Raw genomic sequence first — 16,499 nt, 5'->3', positions numbered from 1 at the left:
GAGCGCCGGAAAACCGGGCGCCGCGCCTCGATCTCGAGCGCGCCGGCGCCCGAAAAAACGAAAACGCCCGGCGACCTGCGCCGGGCGTCTCTCTCCGAGTGGCGGAGACGTCAGTATTTCGCGACGACCGGGACGAGCGCGGAGCCGAACAGGTTGAAGCGATAGTTCAGGCCGGCGCGGACCGTGTGGAACTGGGTCGGCGAGGTGTGGGCGGCGACGAAGGGAACGCCGACGCCGATGATGGAGGAGCTGGCGAAGGACTGATTCGTCGCGCCGAGGTCGGTATAGAGATATTCGACCTTGACCGACCATCCCGGAAAGGCGAGAGGCGCCCATTCGACGCCGCCGCCGGCGGTCCAGCCCGTCGCGGTCTGGCTGAACGACGAGCGGCCGAACTGGGACGAGCCGGCCGGCGGGATCGGGAAGTTCACGACGCTGACCGACTTGTCGACCTCGCCGTAAGCAAAGCCGCCGGTGCCGTAGACCAGCACATTCGGCAGGGACGGCAGCGTGACGCCGACGCGGCCGCGGACCGTGCCCCACCAGTTGAGGCTGCTCGTCGAGGAAATCCCGGTGACGTCGCCGAGGAAGAAGCCCTTCACGAAGCCGCTGGAGCTCGAGCTGATGTCGGAGCCCTGAAAGTCGGCCTCGAGGCCGACCACGAGCCAGGGATTGACCTGATAATTATAGCCGATCTGGCCGCCGCCGGTGACGCCCTCGAGGTTCTGGCCGAGGCTCCAGGCGGAGACGCTCGGAGTCGCGAGCGGCGAGAACAGCGATCCGGAGCCATTGCCACCGGCGTTGAAGCCGTAGCCGATGTTCACGCCGGCGTAGAGGCCGGTCCAGCTGAACACGGGAGCGGCCGGAGCGATAAAGGCCGGCGCGCCCTTCTGCGACGGAAGGTCGGCCGCAAAAGCCGGAGCGGCGGCAATCGCCAGCGCGAGCGCGCCGACAACGGAAAATGTCTTCATGGTTCCCTCACTTCGATCAGTGCGGCCGTCTCGGTCCTGCGCCCCCCGACGCTGAATGATCCGAGCGGCCGCTCGGTGTTGCCGATCGAATGGGTACTACCCCTCGGTCCAAAGCCGCGTCAACGCTGGATAGCCCATTCTGCTTGGCTCACAGACGATTTTATTGCTATTGTGACAATTCCATCACAATGAATACTCGTTTCATGGCGCTATGCGCTTGACATTGCAGGAAAACATAAGCCAGGAGGCGATTCGCCGCGCTGCCGCCAGACATAATTTTTATTTCGTTATTTCAATATATTGATCGACATCCGAGGCGCTCCGCGTGGCGTCATCGGCCGCCGACCCGATGGCGCGCGTCGATGCGTCGCAGCATCGAGCCCAAGCAATCTGTCGAAGATGAGAGGCGAGGCGACAAGCATTCGTTGCGAAGACGGCATGTCGCAGCGACGATTCGACGCGCGAAACCGAATCTTCTTCAATGACTTGCATGCATCGGAATCGCGTCGCTCGCGCGCGCGTCAGGAGCCGCGCCGCTCGCGCCGCAGCCGCTCCCAATAGTCGAGCCGCTTGGCGATCTCGCGCTCGAAGCCGCGCTCGACGGGACGGTAGAAGCTCTGCCGGCCGAGCGTCTCGGGCCAATAATCCTGGCCGGAGAAGGCGTCGGGCTCGTCATGGTCGTAGCGATAGCCCTCGCCATAGCCTTCGCTCTTCATCAATTTGGTCGGCGCGTTGAGGATGGTCTTGGGCGGCATCGGCGAGCCGCTCTCCTCGGCGAGGCGGCGGGCGGCCTTATAGGCGACATAGCCGGCGTTGGATTTGGGCGCGGTCGCCACATAGAGAACCGCCTGCGCCAGGGCCAGCTCGCCCTCCGGACTGCCCAGAAAATCATAGGCGTCCTTGGCGGCGTTGGCGACGACGAGCGCCTGCGGATCGGCGAGGCCGATATCCTCCACCGCCATGCGGACGATTCGGCGCGCCAGGAACAGCGGGTCCTCGCCGGCGACCAGCATTCGCGCGAAATAATAGAGGGCGGCGTCCGGGTCCGAGCCGCGCACGCATTTGTGCAGCGCGCTGATGAGATTGTAATGGCCCTCCTGCGCCTTGTCGTAGATGGGCGCGCGGCGCTGCACTGCCTCGGCGAGCCGGGCGCTGTCGAAGATCTCGCCCTCGCCAGCCGCGCGCCAGACATCCTCGGCGAGCGTCAGCGCCGCGCGGCCGTCGCCATCGGCCATCGTCGCCAGCGCGGCGCGCGCATCCGCGTCGAGCGGCAGCAGCCGGCCCTCGCTCTGCTCGGCGCGCTGAAGGAGCTTCTCGATCGCCTCGGCGTCGAGCGATTTGAAGACCAGCACGCGGGCGCGCGACAAAAGCGCGGCGTTGAGCTCGAAGGAGGGGTTTTCCGTCGTCGCGCCGATGAGCGTGACCGATCCATCCTCCATCACCGGCAGAAACGAGTCCTGCTGGCCGCGGTTGAAGCGATGAATCTCGTCGACGAAGAGCAGCGTCCCCTGCCCCATGGCGCGGCGGCCGCGCGCGGCCTCGAAGGTCTTCTTCAGATCGGCGACGCCGGTGAAGATCGCCGATATCTGCACGAAGGCGAGATCGGTCTCATGCGCCAGAAGGCGGGCCACCGTCGTCTTGCCGGTGCCGGGCGGACCCCAGAAGATCAGCGAGCCGATCGAGCCGGAACGGATCGCGCGCGTCAGCGCCCCGCCCGGACCGACGAGATGGTCCTGGCCTGCGACCTCGTCCAGCTTTTGCGGACGCAGTCGGTCGGCGAGTGGGTGTGGCGCGTTGCGATCGAGCCCGGCGGCGGCGAACAAATCACTCATGGACTGCCATTCTAGACGATTGAGCGACCATTATAGACGATCGCCGGACCGCGCGCGCCGACCCATGCCCCGCTCGTTCGTATTTTCCGAACCTTTACCTTTGCCGGGCCGATTTAACCGCCGGTTAACCATTGGGGGAGTATTACGATTCTGTAAAATTTTACCGACCCTCCCTGTTCTCTCGTGGCGTTCTTTTCTGGTGGCGTCCCGGCGGCGTAGGAGCCTAACTTTCAAACACAGGTCGATCAGCATGCGCACTATCGCATTCGTCACGCAGAAGGGCGGCGCCGGAAAGAGCACGCTCGCAAGCAGCATCGCCGTGGCCGCCAGTTGCGCGGGCGAGCGTGTTTTCATTATCGATTTGGATCCGCTCCAATCATTGGTCAAATGGTCGAAGGCGCGCGAGGCGACGGACGTCCCGGTCGAGCACGTGCCTCCGGCCAAGCTCGGCAAGGCGCTCGCCGCGCTCGAGAAGAAAGGCGTCACGCTCGTCGTCATCGACGCGCCGGGCGCCGACAGCGAATATTCTGACGCCGCCATTCGCGCGGCCGATCTCTGCATCATCCCGGCCCGTCCCAATGTCTTCGACCTGTGGGCCTGCGAGCTCACCCGCGCGACGATCAAGGACAAGAAGAAGGATTACGCCTTTCTTCTCAATCAATGCCCGCCCGCTCAGCAGAACGCCCGCGTCGACCAGGGCGCTCAGGCTCTGCAGTCGATCGGCGCGCTGCTGGCGCCGCTCGTCTCGGCGCGCGTCGACTATCAGGAGGCCGCACGGCTCGGGCTCGGAGTTTGCGAGCTCAATCCCGACGGCGTCGCCGCCGAAGAGATGCGGGAATTGTGGCAGTCGGTGAAGCGCCGTCTCAAGAAGGGCGCCCCCGCCAAGGCCGAGCCGAAGGCGGAAGCCAAGGTCGAGGCCAAGGTGGAAGCCAAGCCCATGGCGAAGGTCGAGGCAAAGCCGGTGGCGAAGGTCGAGGCCAAGGTCGAGGCCAAGGTCGAAGCAAAACCCGCGGCGAAGGTCGCCGGCAAGATCGCGCCCAAGCAAGAGCCGCAGCCCGCGCGCAAGCAGGCCGCCGCTCCCGCGCCCGTCGCGGAAAAGCCCGCCAAGCCGCAGGCCAAGCCCGCGGTCCGCAAGGCGGCGTGAGCCGCCGCGGCGTAAAACAAAGACGAACCGCGCTGTCACGCGCGGTTCCTCACGAGGGCGTCAGCCGATCTCGACGATCCTGGCGCTGTGATGGATCGCCTCGACGCCGTCGCCGACGCTCTTGCCGAGCAACGCTTTGGCGAGCGGCGCCACATAGGGGATGAGGCCCTTGGCCGGATCGGCCTCGTCCTCCCCCACCAGCCGAAAGCTCTGACGCTTGCCGGCCTCGTCCTCGATGACGATGCGATGGCCGAAGCGCGCCTGCTCGTGATCGGCGATCGGCCGCACGACCTCAGCGCTCGCGCGCCGCGCCGTCCAATAGCGCACATCGCGCGCCGCCCGCGCCACCGCGCGCTTGTCGTCCTTCGCCTGCGCCGCATCGAGCTCGCCATGCAGGCGCGAGAGCTCGGCCTCGATCTGCGCGAAACCTTCCGGCGTGACGAGATTGCGGTGCGGACTGACCGGGCGATCGGGAAGCTCCTCACGGAGCTCGTCGTCGTCCTGTTCTTTGGTGAAGGCGCTGCTCATGTCATCACGTCCTGTCCGACGCTTCCGAGAATCGCCGATCTCGCGAGCGTCCGATCGAACGCCCGAGACGACTGCGCGTCAACCGATCTCAATGACCAGCCGACCTCTGATCTTGCCCGCGACGATCGATCGCGCGCGCTCCAACGCCTCGGAGAAAGGCGCCGTCTCGGTCATGCGCGCGAGAATCCCCTTGTCGAGATCGCGCGCCAGCCTTTCCCAGCCGGCGCGCCGCAGCGGCAGATTGGGCCGCACGCTCTCGACGCCGATGAGAGAGACGCCGCGCAGAATGAAGGGCGCGACCGTCGTCGGCAGCTCCATTCCCTGCGCATTGCCGCAGGCCGCGACGACGCCGTCGATCGCCGTCTGCGCCAGAACATTGGCGAGCGTGACCGAGCCCACCGTGTCGACGCCGCCGGCGAAACGCTGCTTCTGCAGCGGCTTGCCCGGCGCCGACAGCTCCGCCCGATCGACGATCTCCGCCGCGCCGAGTTCTTTGAGATAGGCTTCTTCCTCGGGACGTCCAGTGGAGGCGACGACGCGCCAGCCGAGCGCCGCCAGCAGCGCCACCGCCACAGAGCCGACGCCGCCCGCCGCGCCCGTCACCACCACGGGCCCGCGCGAAGGCTCGAGCCCGCGGCCCTCCAGCGCCAGCACGCAGAGCATTGCGGTGTAGCCGGCGCTGCCGATCGCCATCGCCTGCGCCGGCGTCAGCCCCTGCGGCAAATGGACCAGCCAGTCGCCGCTGACCCGGGCGCGCTGCGCGAAGCCGCCATAATGCTGCTCGCCCAGCCCGCAGCCGCCGGCGATCACCTGCTCGCCGGCGCGAAAATTCGGATGGCTCGAGCGCGTGACCACGCCCGCGAAATCGACGCCCGGAATCATCGGGAAGCGCCGCACCACCGGCGCCTTGCCGGTCACCGCGAGCCCGTCCTTGTAATTGACCGTGCTGTGCGTCACCTCGACGTCGACGTCGCCGTCCATCAGCTCGCTCGCGTCGAGCGTGACATAGGCGGCGCGATAGCCCGCCTCGTCCTGGTCTATGCGTATGGCGGTGAATGCGCTCACTCTCGATGTCTCCTTCTCGTCGGGCGTCGTTCTCGTCGCCATCGCTCCGCCATCCGGTCAGATACGTAAAAGCTTATGTAAACGAAAGGTTTCTGAAGCGGGACATTACCAAACATTAAGTTGCTTTTCGTCTGCCGAGAACGAATTGTCGGGGCGTCAAGTCCACCCATTCCCCCCAGGTGAACGCTCATGAAGAAACATCTCCTCGCCGCCGCCGCCGCGGTCGCTCTCACCCTTCCGCTCTCGGCCGGAGTCTTTGCGCAGCAGGCGCCGGCGGAGCATCATCATCCGCAATTCTCGGCGGAAGATCGCGCCGCCTTCACCGACGCCAAGGTCGCCGCGCTGAAGGCCGGCCTCAAGCTCACCCCCGCCCAGGAGAAGAGCTGGCCGGCGGTCGAGACCGCGCTGCGCGACATCGCCAAGGCGCGCGCCGCGCGCTTCGCCGAGGTCAAGGACAAGATGAAAGACATCCACGAGCATCGCAGCGTGATCGAAGGCCTGCAGCTCCGCTCGAAGGGACTCGCCGCGCGCGCCGTCGAGACGGAGAAGCTCGCCGAGGCCGCCAAGCCGCTCTTCGACAGCCTGGACGAAGCGCAGAAGCGCCGCTTCGCCGTTCTGCTGCATACGATCGCCAAGGGTCCGCATCATGGGCACGAGTTCGGCGGTCCGCACGAAGGTCCGGAGCACGACTGACGCTCGATCACGACCGACGCTTAAAAAAGCCCAGTCCTCACGCCCCGCCGGCCGAACGCCTGCGGGGCGTTTTCGCGTCAATAGGCGCGTTCGACGCAGAAATCGACGACCTCGAGCAGCGCCGACTTCCACGGCGAGGCGGGGAAAATCTCCAGCGCTTCGCGCGCCATGACGCCGTAATGGCTCGCCCGCTCCACCGTCTCCTTGATCGCGTCGTGCTTCTTCATCAGCGCGCAGGCGGCCTCGACGTCGCCGTCGTGAATCTCGCCCTTCTCCAAGGTGCGGCGCCAGAACTCGCGCTCCGTCTCGCTGCCGCGGCGGAAGGCGAGCACGACGGGAAGCGTGATCTTGCCCTCGCGGAAGTCATCGCCGACATTCTTGCCGAGCTTGGAGGATTGTCCGCCATAGTCGAGCGCATCGTCGATGAGCTGGAAGGCGACGCCGAGATTCATGCCATAGCTGCGGCAGGCGGCCTCTTCCGCCTTGGAGCGGCCGGAGAGCATGGGGCCGACCTCGGCCGCAGCGGCGAACAGCTCCGCCGTCTTGGAGCGGATGACGGCCATATAGGCGTCTTCCGTCGTCTGCGTGTCCTTGGCGGCGTTGAGCTGGAGAATCTCGCCTTCGGCGATGACTGCGGCGGCCTGCGAGACGACCGACAGGCAGGAGAGCACGCCGGGCTCGACCATCATCTTGAAGGCATGGCCGAGCAGGAAATCGCCGACCAGAACGCAGGTCTCATTGCCCCACAGCATGCGCGCGGCGATCTTGCCGCGGCGCATGTCGCTCTCGTCCACCACATCGTCGTGCAGCAGAGTGGCGGTGTGCATGAATTCGATGCCGGCGGCGAATTTGATGTGGCCGTCGCCCTGATAGTCGCACATTCCGGCGGTGGCGAGCACGAGCATCGGGCGAAGGCGCTTGCCGCCCGCCGAGATGAGATGATTGGCGACCTCGGGGATCGTCGTCACATCCGAGCCGGTGCGCTGCAGGATCAGCTGGTTGACGCGCTGCAGGTCGGGGCCGATCAACGAAAGGAGAGTATCGAGGCTGGCGGACTTCTTTTCCTTTTCTTCCAGCGGTATGACGATGCCCACGTAGACCCCTTTGGCTTGCCTTGGAATGCTGGGGCGAACTTAAGGCTTCAGAGCGCGCGCGGCAAGCCGGGGGAGCGCGCGCCCGGGCGGGCCCTCCCCTGGCCGATCGGACGCTGTTCCGCGTGAGAATTCAGCATCCGTTCTGGCGCTCCAAGGTCTGGAGCTGGCGAACCCGCCGGGCGTCGGCGCCGCCCAGCCGGCCATAGGGCGGAAAGCAGCCCCCGCCGAAAGCCGAGCGCCCGCGCGTGGTTTTGAAGCAATGCCCGGCGCGCGCATAGATGGCGTTGCGTTCTCGCCAGAGCCGGTCGCAGGACAAAGCGCCCGATTGCGCGAGCGCGGGCGCCGGCGCGGCGATTTCGGCAAATGCCGACAAGATCGCCCCTGCGGCGAGAATACGGATCATGTCGCTCATCGATTTCATCGCATTTCCTCCTCGACGCATTTCCTCCTCGACGCATGTCCTCCTCGACGACGACCGGGCTCCAGTCGCAACTTCAGGCCGTTTCCAAACGAACGGAAGCCGATCGCTCGCGAGAACTCGGTCGAGAGCTTGCTCGATGCGAGAGAGCTTGCTCGATGCGAGACGCTGTGACATTTTTCAGTGCGATGAACGTTTCCCGCAAATGAACGTTCCCCCGAACACTCGAGAGAAACGGTCGGAGGCCGCCGCCTTTCTCGGCGGACGCTTGCGTCTGCGCCAAATGCCGCGCGGCCACCGGGCCGGAACCGACGCCGTCCTCCTCGCGGCGGCGACCCCGGCGCAGACGCGCGGGCTCATTCTCGACATCGGCGCGGGAACCGGAGCCGTCGGCCTCGCCGCAGCGCTGCGCGCCCCCGCCGCCACGCTCGGCCTGGTCGAGATCGATCCGGAGACTTGCGCGCTGGCCCGCGAGAATGTCGCGGCGAACGCGCTCGCGGCGCGCATCCGCGTGCATGAGGCCGATCTCCTCTCGATCGCGGCGCGTCGCGCCGGCGGGCTCGAGAATGAGAGCGCCGAGGTGCTTCTCACCAATCCGCCCTATCTCACGCCGGGCCGCGTGCGCGTCTCGCCCGATCCGCGGCGCGCGCTCGCCCATATGAGCGCGGCGGGACTCGAGCCCTGGCTGCGCGCCTGCATCGCGCTGCTGCGCTCGGGCGGGCTCTTCGTCATGATCCATCGCGCCGACGCATTGCAGGAGTGCCTCGCCGGCGTCGGCGCGCGACTCGGCGCGCTGAGCCTGCTGCCGATCGCCCCGCGCGTGGGGGAGGCGGCGACGCGCATTCTGCTGCGCGGCGTCAAAGGCTCGAAGGCGCCGCTGTCGCTGCTCTCGCCGCTCGCGCTGCATGAGGCGGACGGCGCCTTCACGCCGCGCGCCGAGGCGCTCCATCGCGGCGAAGGCGAGCTGCCCTGGCCGCCTCACCTTGTCACGTGATCTTGTCTCGTGATCGTCGATCAGCCGCGCAGCTTCGGCGGCAGTCTGCTGGCGAAGCTCTACGGATCGAGCCGATGTTATTTTGATGTTACTTTGACGTCGGGGAATTCTCCGCCTCAACGACTTCACAAGCTCGATCGTTCTGGCATAGTGCCGTGGGCGGACCAGAGCAATTACCAGGAGCGATCGTCGCGGCGCCGCCGCGCGATCGCATGACCGCCTTTGTTTTGGAGAAGGCGATGATCAAGACGCGGCGTCTCAGCAAATTCTTCGATGGAAATCATGCGCTCGACCAGGTCGATCTCGATGTGGAGCCCGGCGAGATCTATTGCCTCCTCGGCGCCAACGGAGCCGGAAAGACGACGCTCATCAATATTTTGCTGAACTTCATTCCGGCCAGCGACGGCAAGGCCTGGATCAATGGCCTCGACGTCGCCGAACATCCGCTCGAGACGAAGACGCATGTCGCCTATATCCCCGAGCAGGTGACGCTCTATCCGACGCTTTCGGGCGTCGAAAATCTCGATTATTTCGTGACGCTCGGCTGCGGCCGGCGGTTCTCGCGAGACCGGCTGCTCGAGCTGCTGGAGGAGGCCGGGCTGGACCGAGCGGCCGCCGACCGGCGCGTCGCGCAATATTCGAAAGGCATGCGCCAGAAGGTCGGCGTCGCCATCGCCTTCGCCAAGCAGGCGAAAGCGCTCCTGCTCGACGAGCCCACCTCCGGCCTCGACCCCAAATCCGCCAATGAATTCTCACGCCTGTTGAAAACAGCCGCCGATCGCGGCGTCGCCATATTGATGGCGACGCACGATCTCTTCAACGCCAAGCAGACGGGCACGCGCATCGGCATTGCGCGCTCCGGCCGCATCGTCGCCGAGATCGGCGCGCGCGAGATCGGCCATGCGGATCTCGAGGCGCTCTATCTCGACGCCATGAGCGCCTGATGAGCGCCTGACGCCGGTCCTGCGAGAGGAGATTGTCCATGATAGCGGTCATCGCCATGAGAGATTTTCGCGGCTTCATCCGCGACGGACGCTTGCCCTGGCTCGGCGGGCTGGCGTTGCTTCTGCTGATCGTCTCGATCGCGGTCGGCTGGCGCCTGCAGAGCGACACGGCGGCCGAGCGCGCGGCCACGGAAGAAAAGGGCTATGCGACCTGGGTCGGCCAGGGTCCCAAGAATCCACACTCGGCCGCGCATCTGGGAATGCATGTCTTCAAGCCGGAGCCGCCGCTCGCTTTGTTCGATCCCGGGCTCGAGCCCTTCGCCGGCCAGACCGTCTGGCTCGAGGCGCATAAGCAGAACGACTTCGGCTTCCGCCCGGCGCAGGATGCGACGGGGCTGCGGCGCTTCGGCGATCTCTCCGCCGCCTATGTGCTGCAGCTTCTCGCGCCATTGATCCTCGTGCTCATCGGCTTCGACGCGCTGGCGGGCGAGCGGGAACAGGGAACGCTGCGCCAGCTCGCGAGCCTCGGCGTCGCGCCCTCGCGCCTGCTCTGGGGCAAGGCGCTGGCGATCGGCGCGGCCGCGGCGGCGCTCCTCGCGCCCGCGGTGGTTCTGTCGCTGATCGCTTTGTATCAGGCGGCCGCGGTCGGCGCGCTCGCCGACAATCTCGCGCGCCTCGGCTGGATCGCCATCGGCTATGGCCTCTATCTCGGAACCTTTCTCTTCGTCACGCTCGCCGTGTCGGCCGCAGCGCCGCGGGCGCGCGGCGCGCTGGTCGCATTGCTGGCGATCTGGACCGTCGCGACAATCGTCGTTCCACGCGCCGCCTCGGAGGCGGCGCACGCCGCCCTTCCGACGCCGACGCGAATAGACTTCATGAACGCGCTCGGCGTCGATCTCCGCGCGGCGCAGAACAAGGCTCTCGAAGACAATTTCCATGTGAAGAACGCGTCGCAGCTGCCGATGGAGGAGGCGCCGCGCGCGCTTCGGGTCGACGATCATGCCGGCTATGTCGTTTTCGACAAGCACTACAACGGGCTATGGGACCTGTTCGAGCGCCAGCGCCATCTGCAGGAATGGCTGGGCCTCGCCTCGCCGCTGGTCGCGCTGCGCGGGCTCTCGACCAGCATGGCGGGCGTCGACCTCGCGCATCAGCGCAGCTTCGCGACCGCGGCGGAATCGCATCGCAGGCTCATTCAAGACACGATGAGCGACAATCGCATCGCCGCAGGCGGATCGGAAGCCTATAATTACCAGGCTTCCCCCGAGCTCTGGGCGAAAGTCCCGCCCTTTCGTTACGAAGGGCCGAGCAGCGCCGAGGCGCTGGCGAGCAGCTGGCCGAATCTCGTGACATTGGCCGCCGGCTTCGCGCTGTCGCTGCTCGCGGCAGTCGTCGCCGCGCGCCATTTGCGTCCCTTCTGAGAGAAAGCTCCGCCATGACGCCGATTGACGCCTCGCTTCGCGCGCCGAGCGCCTTTTTCACCATTCTCCGCCAGGAGCTCGTCCTGCTGTGGCGCGAACGCAGCCTGCCGATCGTCCTGCTGCTGCTGACCGCCGTGCTCGCCGGCGGGCTCGCCGACGGACTGCAGCGGATCGACCAGAAAGACGCCCAGCTCGCCGCGATCGCCGCCGAGCAGAACAAGCAATGGGACACGATCGCGACGATGCTGAAGGCGGCCGAGGAAGCCAAGACGCCGACGCCTTATGCGTCTCCGCGCGTTCTCGGCCTCAGCCCCGCCAATCGCAGCGTCTCGCTGCCCACTCTGCCGCTCGCGCCGCTCGCGCTCGGCCAGTCCGATCTGATGACGAATCTCTTGCGCATCAGCGGATATAGCGAGGCGCAGTTTCTCTATGACACCGACATAGAAAATCCCTGGCGCCTGACCAGCGGACAGTTCGACGCCGCCTTCGTCATCGTCTTTCTGCTGCCGCTGCTGGTCTTCGGCCTGAGCTATAATCTTCTGTCGGCGGAGCGCGAGCAGGGAACGCTGCGCCTCCTGCTCGCGCAGCGCGTCTCGCCCGCTTCCCTCGCGCTCGGCAAAGGCGCAGCGCGCGCGCTCGCTCTGGCCGCGCCATTGCTGGCTGCGCCGCTCGCCGCTCTGCTGCTGTTTCGGCCCGTTGCGGACGCTTCGGCTCTGCTCGCCGACTGGCTGCTGTGGTCGACGCTCGCGCTCGCCTATGGGCTGCTCTGGCTGGCGCTCGCCGTGCTGGTCAATTCCTTCGGCCGATCATCGGCCTTCAATGCGCTGGCCCTCGTCGGCGCCTGGGTCGCGGTGACGCTCGTCGCGCCGATCACGCTCAATCTCGTGGTCGACACGATCCATCCCGCGCTCTCGCGCGCCGGCATGATCGAGCTCGAGACCGAGGCGACCGACGAATCGGCGCGCCGCAACGCCGATCTCGATCGCGTGGACTACTCCCGCAAGCAAAGGCCGGCGGACGGCGCCGCCCCGCCCTCGGCGATGGCGATGCGCGGCAAGAACATGCAGAAGGAAATCTCGGAGAGGCTGCGCCCCTGGGTGGAGGAGTATGAGGCGCGCGACCAGACGCGGCGCGATTTCGTCGACGCCTTTCGCATTCTCTCGCCGGCGGCGGCCGTCCTCGAAGGGATGAGCGCGCTCGCCGGAACCGACGCCGATCGTTACGCGCGCTTTCGACTCGCCGCGGCCGAGTTCTTTCGCGACAAGACCGAAAGGCTGCAGTCCAGATTGGAGAGCGGCGTCCTCGTGACCGAGGCCGAGTTTCGCGCCGCGCCGCGCTTCGAATGGAGCGAGGACCGGCCCATTCTGCTGCTGCGCGGAGCCTGGAGCCTCGCGCAAATCCTCGTCCCGACGATCTCGATCGCCGCTATCGCGCTCTGGCGCCTGCGCCGCATTCCGGTCTGAGCGACGCGCGGCGTCAGGCCGCGAGATCGGCCACCACAGCGTCGAGCACGGGAAAACCTTCCGAGCTCACGCGAATGCGATTGTCGCGCGTCAGCTCGACGAGCCCGTCGCCGATCAGCTCGGCGACGCGCGACTGCGCCAGCTTCTTGCCGGTGAGCGCGAAGAAGCGCGCCGGATCGATGCCCTCGCGCAGGCGCAGGCCCATCAGCAGGAACTCGTCGCCTTCCTGCTCGGCGGAGAGCAATTCGTCCTCGATGAGCCCGTGACCCTCCGTCTCGACGCAGGTGAGCCACATTTCCGGATGCTTCTCGGTGGCCTGGGCGCGACGGCCGCGCGGCGTGACGAGCCGCCCATGCGCCCCGGGGCCGACGCCGGCATATTCGCCATAGCGCCAATAGACGAGATTGTGCCGGCATTCCGAGCCGGGCCGCGCATGATTGGAGACCTCATAGGCGGGCAGGCCGGCGCGGGCCGTGACCTCCTGCGTGACGTCCCACAGAGCGCGCTGGATGTCATTGTTCGGCAGCTCGAGCTTGCCGGCGTCGACCATGCGCTCGAACATCGTCTCCGGCTCTATGGTGAGCTGATAGAGCGAGACATGCTCGGTCCCGCGCGCCAGCGCGAGCTCCAGCTCCTTGCGCCAGGCCGCCGGCGTCTGCTGCGGCCGCGCATAGATGAGATCGAAGGAGGTGCGCTCGAAAATCTTATTGGCGATATCGAGCGCGGCGAGCGCCTCCGCCACCGAATGCTGGCGGCCGAGCGCGCGCAATTCTATGTCGTTGAGCGCCTGCACGCCGAGCGAGGCGCGATTGACGCCGGCCGCCTTGAAGCTGCGGAAGCGCGAGGCCTCGACGCTGGTCGGATTGGCCTCCAGCGTGATCTCGACGTCGGGGGCCATCGGCCAGTGGTCGGCGATCGCTCGAAGGATCGCCTCGAGCGTGGAGGGAAGCATCAGCGAGGGCGTGCCGCCGCCGAAGAACACCGAACGCACCTCGCGTCCCGGCGCCAGCGCGGCGCGATGGGCGATCTCCGCGCGAAACGCGTCGACAAAGCGATCTTCATCGACCTCGCCCTTGCGGACGTGGCTGTTGAAGTCGCAATAGGGGCACTTCGACAGGCAGAACGGCCAATGCACATAGACGCCGAAGCCAGGGTCGAAAGCGTTTCGAATCGTCGCAGCCATGGCGCTTTATGCCACGGCCGGCCGAGAAGGTCACGCTGCCGCGCAGTCGTCTCGAGCTTCGCCGCATCCATGGTTTCTCATCGCCGCATTGAAAGACGACGAAACGGCGTTAATTGCCGCTTCGCGGGGTCGTGTCCCGCTCGAGATCATCACCGGACATGACCTATTTTCTCAGCTTTTACGGCCTCTGGCTCGCGGTCGCCTTTCTCGTCGGCGCGCTTTCGGGCTTCGGCAGCCTGCGCCGGAAGGGCGACGACCCCGCCCTTTTGCGCCCGGGAGATTTCTTCCTCGCTCTGGCGCTCTGTCTCGCCGCCATCCTCGGCAAAGCCACGCTCGGCCGCTTCGCGCTCTATCTCGAGGGCGTTTTCGCGCTCTATGCGGTCTTTCTGGCCGGCGTCGGCGCGGTGGCGTTCTGGGCCGGCCCGGTCTCGCGCGACCATGCCGCATGGCGGATCGGCGCCGGCGCCATCGCCATCGTCGCCGTCATCGCCAATAGCGAGGCGGCCAAGAGCCTCGAGGATGCGCTCGAGCATCGGCTCGGCTCGCTGGTGCAGCGCGAGGGCGGCGACCCGCTGAATTTCGAGGTGAGCGGCCGCGATGTCTTTCTGCCCGCCGACGCGCCCGGCCACAGGGCGCTGGCGGAACGGCTCGCGAGCGCCTCGGGCGTGCGCGTCGTCTGGCGCGTCGACTCTCTGTCGCCGCCGGCCGCCACGCAGCGCGAGGAGGCGCTGGCCGCCGCCTCGGCCGAGCAGGCCGCGCATCGCGCCGCCGAGGCCGCCTGGACGCAACGCGAGCGGGAGCGCGTCGCGGCCGTCGCCGCGCGTCCGCGGGTCGCCGAGACGGCGCCGCCCGCGACGAAAAAAGGCCGCAAGGTGGCGGAAGGCCGCTCGGCCGAGCGGCCGGCGCCCGCCGCCATGGAGCCGCCGCCCGCGGCCCTCGTCTGGAACATCCCCAAGGACCCGACCTTGCCCGCGCCGGAAGGGCCGAGCGCGCCGCCCGCCGTCGCCGAGACCGCGGTCTCGCCCTGCCGAGCGGCGCTCGGCGCCCTCGCGAGTTCGGAGAAAATCCGCTTTTCGGCGAAGAGCGTCGCGCTCGGCTCGGGGACGGAGCGGTTTCTGCTGCGCCTCGCCGGATCGCTCAAACATTGTCCGGACGCATCGGTCGAGGTCCGCGGCCATGCGGATTCGCAGGGCTCCGCGGACGACAAGCGCGATCTGTCGCAGCGCCGCGCTCGCGCGGTCACCGACTATCTGCGCCGCATCGGCGTCGCGCGGGAGAAGCTGACGAGCGCCGGCGTCGGCGATGAGCAGCCGCTCGTCGCGGGCGACGATCCCGCGAGCCGGGCGGAGAACCGGCGGGTGGAATTGCTGGTGCGATGACGTCCTCGCGCCGAACGCGCGCTTACCCCAGGCACGCCCCGGCCAGCGCCTGAAACGCCCGCGCCCGATGCGACAACGCGCGCGAGCCGTCGCCCGGCATCGCATGCTTTTCGGCGGACATCATCTCGCCGAAGGTGCGCTCCAGCCCATCCGGCAGGAAGATCGGATCATAGCCGAAGCCCTTCTCGCCGCGCGGCGGAAACACCAGCACGCCGTCGACGCGGCCCTCGAACGCCTCGACATGGCCGTCCGGCCAGACGATGGCGAGAGCGCAAATGAAATGCGCCGAGAAAGGCGGCGCCGCGCCGCGCTCTCTCAGCTCGCGCTCGACGCGGCGGATCGCGGCGGCGAAGTCGCGATTGTCGCCGCCCCAGCGCGCCGAATAGACCCCCGGCGCGCCGTCCAGCGCATCGACGCACAGACCCGAATCATCGGCGAAGGCCGGCAGGCCCGTCGCCGCCGAGGAGGCGCGCGCCTTCAAGAGCGCATTGCCGGAGAAGGTCGTTTCGGTCTCCTCCGGCTCGGCCACGCCGAGCTCGCCCGCCGAGACGGCGTCGACGCCATGCGGCTCCAGCAGCTGGCGCAACTCCCACAGCTTGCCTGGATTATGCGTCGCGATGACGAGACGCCCCTCGATCCTGCGCGTCACGCCAGCGCCGCCTTCTGCAATTGCACGAGCCTGTCCACGCCGCCGCGCGCCAGCGCCAGCATGGCGCCGAGACTATCCTCCGAGAAGATGGCGACCTCCGCCGTCGCCTGCACCTCGACGAGGCCGCCCGATCCGGTGATGACGAAATTGGCGTCGGTCTCGGCGGTCGAATCCTCGGCGTAGTCGAGATCGATGACCGCATCGCCATTGCACACGCCGCAGGACACAGCGGCGACATGATCGCGCAGCGGATTGTCCTTGATGATGGAGCGCGAGCGCATCCATTGGAAGCAGTCGTGCAGCGCCAGCCAGGCGCCGGAGATCGCCGCGGTGCGCGTGCCGCCATCGGCCTGGATCACGTCGCAATCGACGACCACCTGACGCTCGCCGAGCGCCGGCAGATTGGTGACGGCGCGCAGCGAGCGACCGATGAGGCGCTGAATCTCCTGCGTGCGGCCCGACGGCTTGCCCGAGCTCGACTCGCGACGCGTGCGCGTATGGGTGGCGCGCGGCAGCATGGCGTATTCGGCCGTCACCCATCCGCGCCCCTGCCCGCGCAGCCACGGCGGCGGCTTGTCCTCGAGCGTCGCGGCGCAGAGGACATGCGTATTGCCGAATTTGACGAGGCACGAGCCCTCGGCGTAGCGGGCGACGCCCCGTTCGAAGCTGACGGGACGCATTTCGTCTGGCGCGCGTTTGCTCGGCCGCATGAAGGCTCCTT

Annotated in this window: 16 protein-coding genes; 7 read left to right on the top strand and 9 right to left on the bottom strand. The window is 67.3% G+C overall.

The window, feature by feature from the left end; translation table 11 throughout:
- Positions 1 to 110: 110 nt before the first annotated feature.
- Positions 111 to 971 carry an outer membrane protein gene (locus VIF40_RS09465; protein ID WP_331937271.1) on the bottom strand — a complete coding sequence of 287 codons (861 nt, stop codon included), beginning with the start codon at positions 969 to 971 and terminating at the stop codon, positions 111 to 113.
- Positions 972 to 1,492: 521 nt separating this feature from the next.
- A complete protein-coding gene (locus VIF40_RS09460; protein WP_331937270.1) occupies positions 1,493 to 2,803 on the bottom strand; it encodes a replication-associated recombination protein A in 1,311 nt (436 codons plus the stop codon).
- A 250-nt stretch (positions 2,804 to 3,053) separates the two neighbouring features.
- Between VIF40_RS09460 and VIF40_RS09455 the strand changes: the two genes are divergently transcribed.
- Complete coding sequence (locus tag VIF40_RS09455) at positions 3,054 to 3,947, top strand: AAA family ATPase (protein WP_331937269.1); 894 nt, start codon at positions 3,054 to 3,056, stop codon at positions 3,945 to 3,947.
- Between the two features lie 60 nt (positions 3,948 to 4,007).
- On the opposite strand, the gene greA is transcribed toward VIF40_RS09455, so the two are convergent.
- Positions 4,008 to 4,475 carry a transcription elongation factor GreA gene (gene greA, locus VIF40_RS09450; RefSeq protein WP_331937268.1) on the bottom strand — a complete coding sequence of 156 codons (468 nt, stop codon included), beginning with the start codon at positions 4,473 to 4,475 and terminating at the stop codon, positions 4,008 to 4,010.
- Between the two features lie 78 nt (positions 4,476 to 4,553).
- On the bottom strand, positions 4,554 to 5,540 hold the full coding sequence (locus tag VIF40_RS09445; protein WP_331937267.1) for an MDR family oxidoreductase: 987 nt from the start codon (positions 5,538 to 5,540) through the stop codon (positions 4,554 to 4,556).
- 189 nt (positions 5,541 to 5,729) lie between these two features.
- Here VIF40_RS09445 and VIF40_RS09440 point away from each other — a divergent pair, with 189 nt between their 5' ends.
- Positions 5,730 to 6,233, top strand: a complete 504-nt coding sequence (locus tag VIF40_RS09440) for a Spy/CpxP family protein refolding chaperone (RefSeq protein WP_331937266.1) — start codon at positions 5,730 to 5,732, stop codon at positions 6,231 to 6,233.
- Between the two features lie 77 nt (positions 6,234 to 6,310).
- Here VIF40_RS09440 and VIF40_RS09435 read toward each other — a convergent pair whose 3' ends face one another.
- Together VIF40_RS09435 and VIF40_RS09430 are read right to left on the bottom strand one after the other, a co-directional pair.
- Positions 6,311 to 7,327 carry a polyprenyl synthetase family protein gene (locus tag VIF40_RS09435; RefSeq protein WP_331937265.1) on the bottom strand — a complete coding sequence of 339 codons (1,017 nt, stop codon included), beginning with the start codon at positions 7,325 to 7,327 and terminating at the stop codon, positions 6,311 to 6,313.
- A gap of 130 nt (positions 7,328 to 7,457) precedes the next feature.
- Entirely contained in the window at positions 7,458 to 7,748 is a 291-nt protein-coding gene (locus VIF40_RS09430; protein ID WP_414684775.1) for a YARHG domain-containing protein, read from the bottom strand.
- A 202-nt stretch (positions 7,749 to 7,950) separates the two neighbouring features.
- Here VIF40_RS09430 and VIF40_RS09425 point away from each other — a divergent pair, with 202 nt between their 5' ends.
- From VIF40_RS09425 to VIF40_RS09410, 4 genes are all read left to right on the top strand, one after another.
- Positions 7,951 to 8,739 (top strand): tRNA1(Val) (adenine(37)-N6)-methyltransferase, encoded by a 789-nt coding sequence (locus VIF40_RS09425; RefSeq protein WP_331937264.1) that lies wholly within the window; start codon positions 7,951 to 7,953, stop codon positions 8,737 to 8,739.
- A gap of 212 nt (positions 8,740 to 8,951) precedes the next feature.
- Complete coding sequence (locus tag VIF40_RS09420) at positions 8,952 to 9,683, top strand: ABC transporter ATP-binding protein (protein WP_331937263.1); 732 nt, start codon at positions 8,952 to 8,954, stop codon at positions 9,681 to 9,683.
- A 38-nt stretch (positions 9,684 to 9,721) separates the two neighbouring features.
- Complete coding sequence (locus VIF40_RS09415) at positions 9,722 to 11,104, top strand: ABC transporter permease subunit (protein WP_331937262.1); 1,383 nt, start codon at positions 9,722 to 9,724, stop codon at positions 11,102 to 11,104.
- A gap of 14 nt (positions 11,105 to 11,118) precedes the next feature.
- Positions 11,119 to 12,567, top strand: coding sequence for an ABC transporter permease subunit (locus VIF40_RS09410; RefSeq protein WP_331937261.1), 1,449 nt, complete (start codon positions 11,119 to 11,121; stop codon positions 12,565 to 12,567).
- A 13-nt stretch (positions 12,568 to 12,580) separates the two neighbouring features.
- Here VIF40_RS09410 and hemW read toward each other — a convergent pair whose 3' ends face one another.
- Positions 12,581 to 13,750, bottom strand: coding sequence for a radical SAM family heme chaperone HemW (gene hemW / locus VIF40_RS09405; RefSeq protein WP_331937260.1), 1,170 nt, complete (start codon positions 13,748 to 13,750; stop codon positions 12,581 to 12,583).
- Between the two features lie 158 nt (positions 13,751 to 13,908).
- Here hemW and VIF40_RS09400 point away from each other — a divergent pair, with 158 nt between their 5' ends.
- The gene (locus VIF40_RS09400) at positions 13,909 to 15,129 is read left to right on the top strand and encodes an OmpA family protein (protein WP_331937259.1); all 1,221 of its coding nucleotides are present in this window, start codon (positions 13,909 to 13,911) and stop codon (positions 15,127 to 15,129) included.
- Positions 15,130 to 15,151: 22 nt separating this feature from the next.
- Here the strand turns inward: VIF40_RS09400 and rdgB are convergent, their stop codons facing one another.
- Positions 15,152 to 15,778: an RdgB/HAM1 family non-canonical purine NTP pyrophosphatase gene (gene rdgB / locus VIF40_RS09395; RefSeq protein WP_331937258.1), complete on the bottom strand. Its 627-nt coding sequence runs from the start codon at positions 15,776 to 15,778 to the stop codon at positions 15,152 to 15,154.
- On the bottom strand, positions 15,775 to 16,488 hold the full coding sequence (rph, locus tag VIF40_RS09390) for a ribonuclease PH (RefSeq protein WP_331937257.1): 714 nt from the start codon (positions 16,486 to 16,488) through the stop codon (positions 15,775 to 15,777). Before rph ends, rdgB begins: the two co-directional genes overlap by 4 nt.
- Between the last annotated feature and the right edge of the window lie 11 nt (positions 16,489 to 16,499).

The sequence above is a fragment of the Methylosinus sp. genome, assembly GCF_036560965.1.
Classification (GTDB): Bacteria; Pseudomonadota; Alphaproteobacteria; order Rhizobiales; family Beijerinckiaceae; genus Methylosinus.
Note: the sequence above shows the minus strand (reverse complement) of the source record. Positions and strands in the feature narration are given on the sequence as shown.

Excerpts from the sequence above, each read along its gene's own strand:
- VIF40_RS09465 (WP_331937271.1), bottom strand. The coding sequence starts at position 971 with ATGAAGACATTTTCCGTTGTCGGCGCGCTCGCGCTGGCGATTGCCGCC.
- VIF40_RS09460 (WP_331937270.1), bottom strand. The coding sequence starts at position 2,803 with ATGAGTGATTTGTTCGCCGCCGCCGGGCTCGATCGCAACGCGCCACAC.
- VIF40_RS09455 (WP_331937269.1), top strand. The coding sequence starts at position 3,054 with ATGCGCACTATCGCATTCGTCACGCAGAAGGGCGGCGCCGGAAAGAGC.
- greA (WP_331937268.1), bottom strand. The coding sequence starts at position 4,475 with ATGAGCAGCGCCTTCACCAAAGAACAGGACGACGACGAGCTCCGTGAG.
- VIF40_RS09440 (WP_331937266.1), top strand. The coding sequence starts at position 5,730 with ATGAAGAAACATCTCCTCGCCGCCGCCGCCGCGGTCGCTCTCACCCTT.
- VIF40_RS09430 (WP_414684775.1), bottom strand. The coding sequence starts at position 7,748 with ATGAAATCGATGAGCGACATGATCCGTATTCTCGCCGCAGGGGCGATC.
- VIF40_RS09425 (WP_331937264.1), top strand. The coding sequence starts at position 7,951 with ATGAACGTTCCCCCGAACACTCGAGAGAAACGGTCGGAGGCCGCCGCC.
- VIF40_RS09420 (WP_331937263.1), top strand. The coding sequence starts at position 8,952 with ATGACCGCCTTTGTTTTGGAGAAGGCGATGATCAAGACGCGGCGTCTC.
- VIF40_RS09415 (WP_331937262.1), top strand. The coding sequence starts at position 9,722 with ATGATAGCGGTCATCGCCATGAGAGATTTTCGCGGCTTCATCCGCGAC.
- VIF40_RS09410 (WP_331937261.1), top strand. The coding sequence starts at position 11,119 with ATGACGCCGATTGACGCCTCGCTTCGCGCGCCGAGCGCCTTTTTCACC.
- hemW (WP_331937260.1), bottom strand. The coding sequence starts at position 13,750 with ATGGCTGCGACGATTCGAAACGCTTTCGACCCTGGCTTCGGCGTCTAT.
- VIF40_RS09400 (WP_331937259.1), top strand. The coding sequence starts at position 13,909 with ATGACCTATTTTCTCAGCTTTTACGGCCTCTGGCTCGCGGTCGCCTTT.
- rph (WP_331937257.1), bottom strand. The coding sequence starts at position 16,488 with ATGCGGCCGAGCAAACGCGCGCCAGACGAAATGCGTCCCGTCAGCTTC.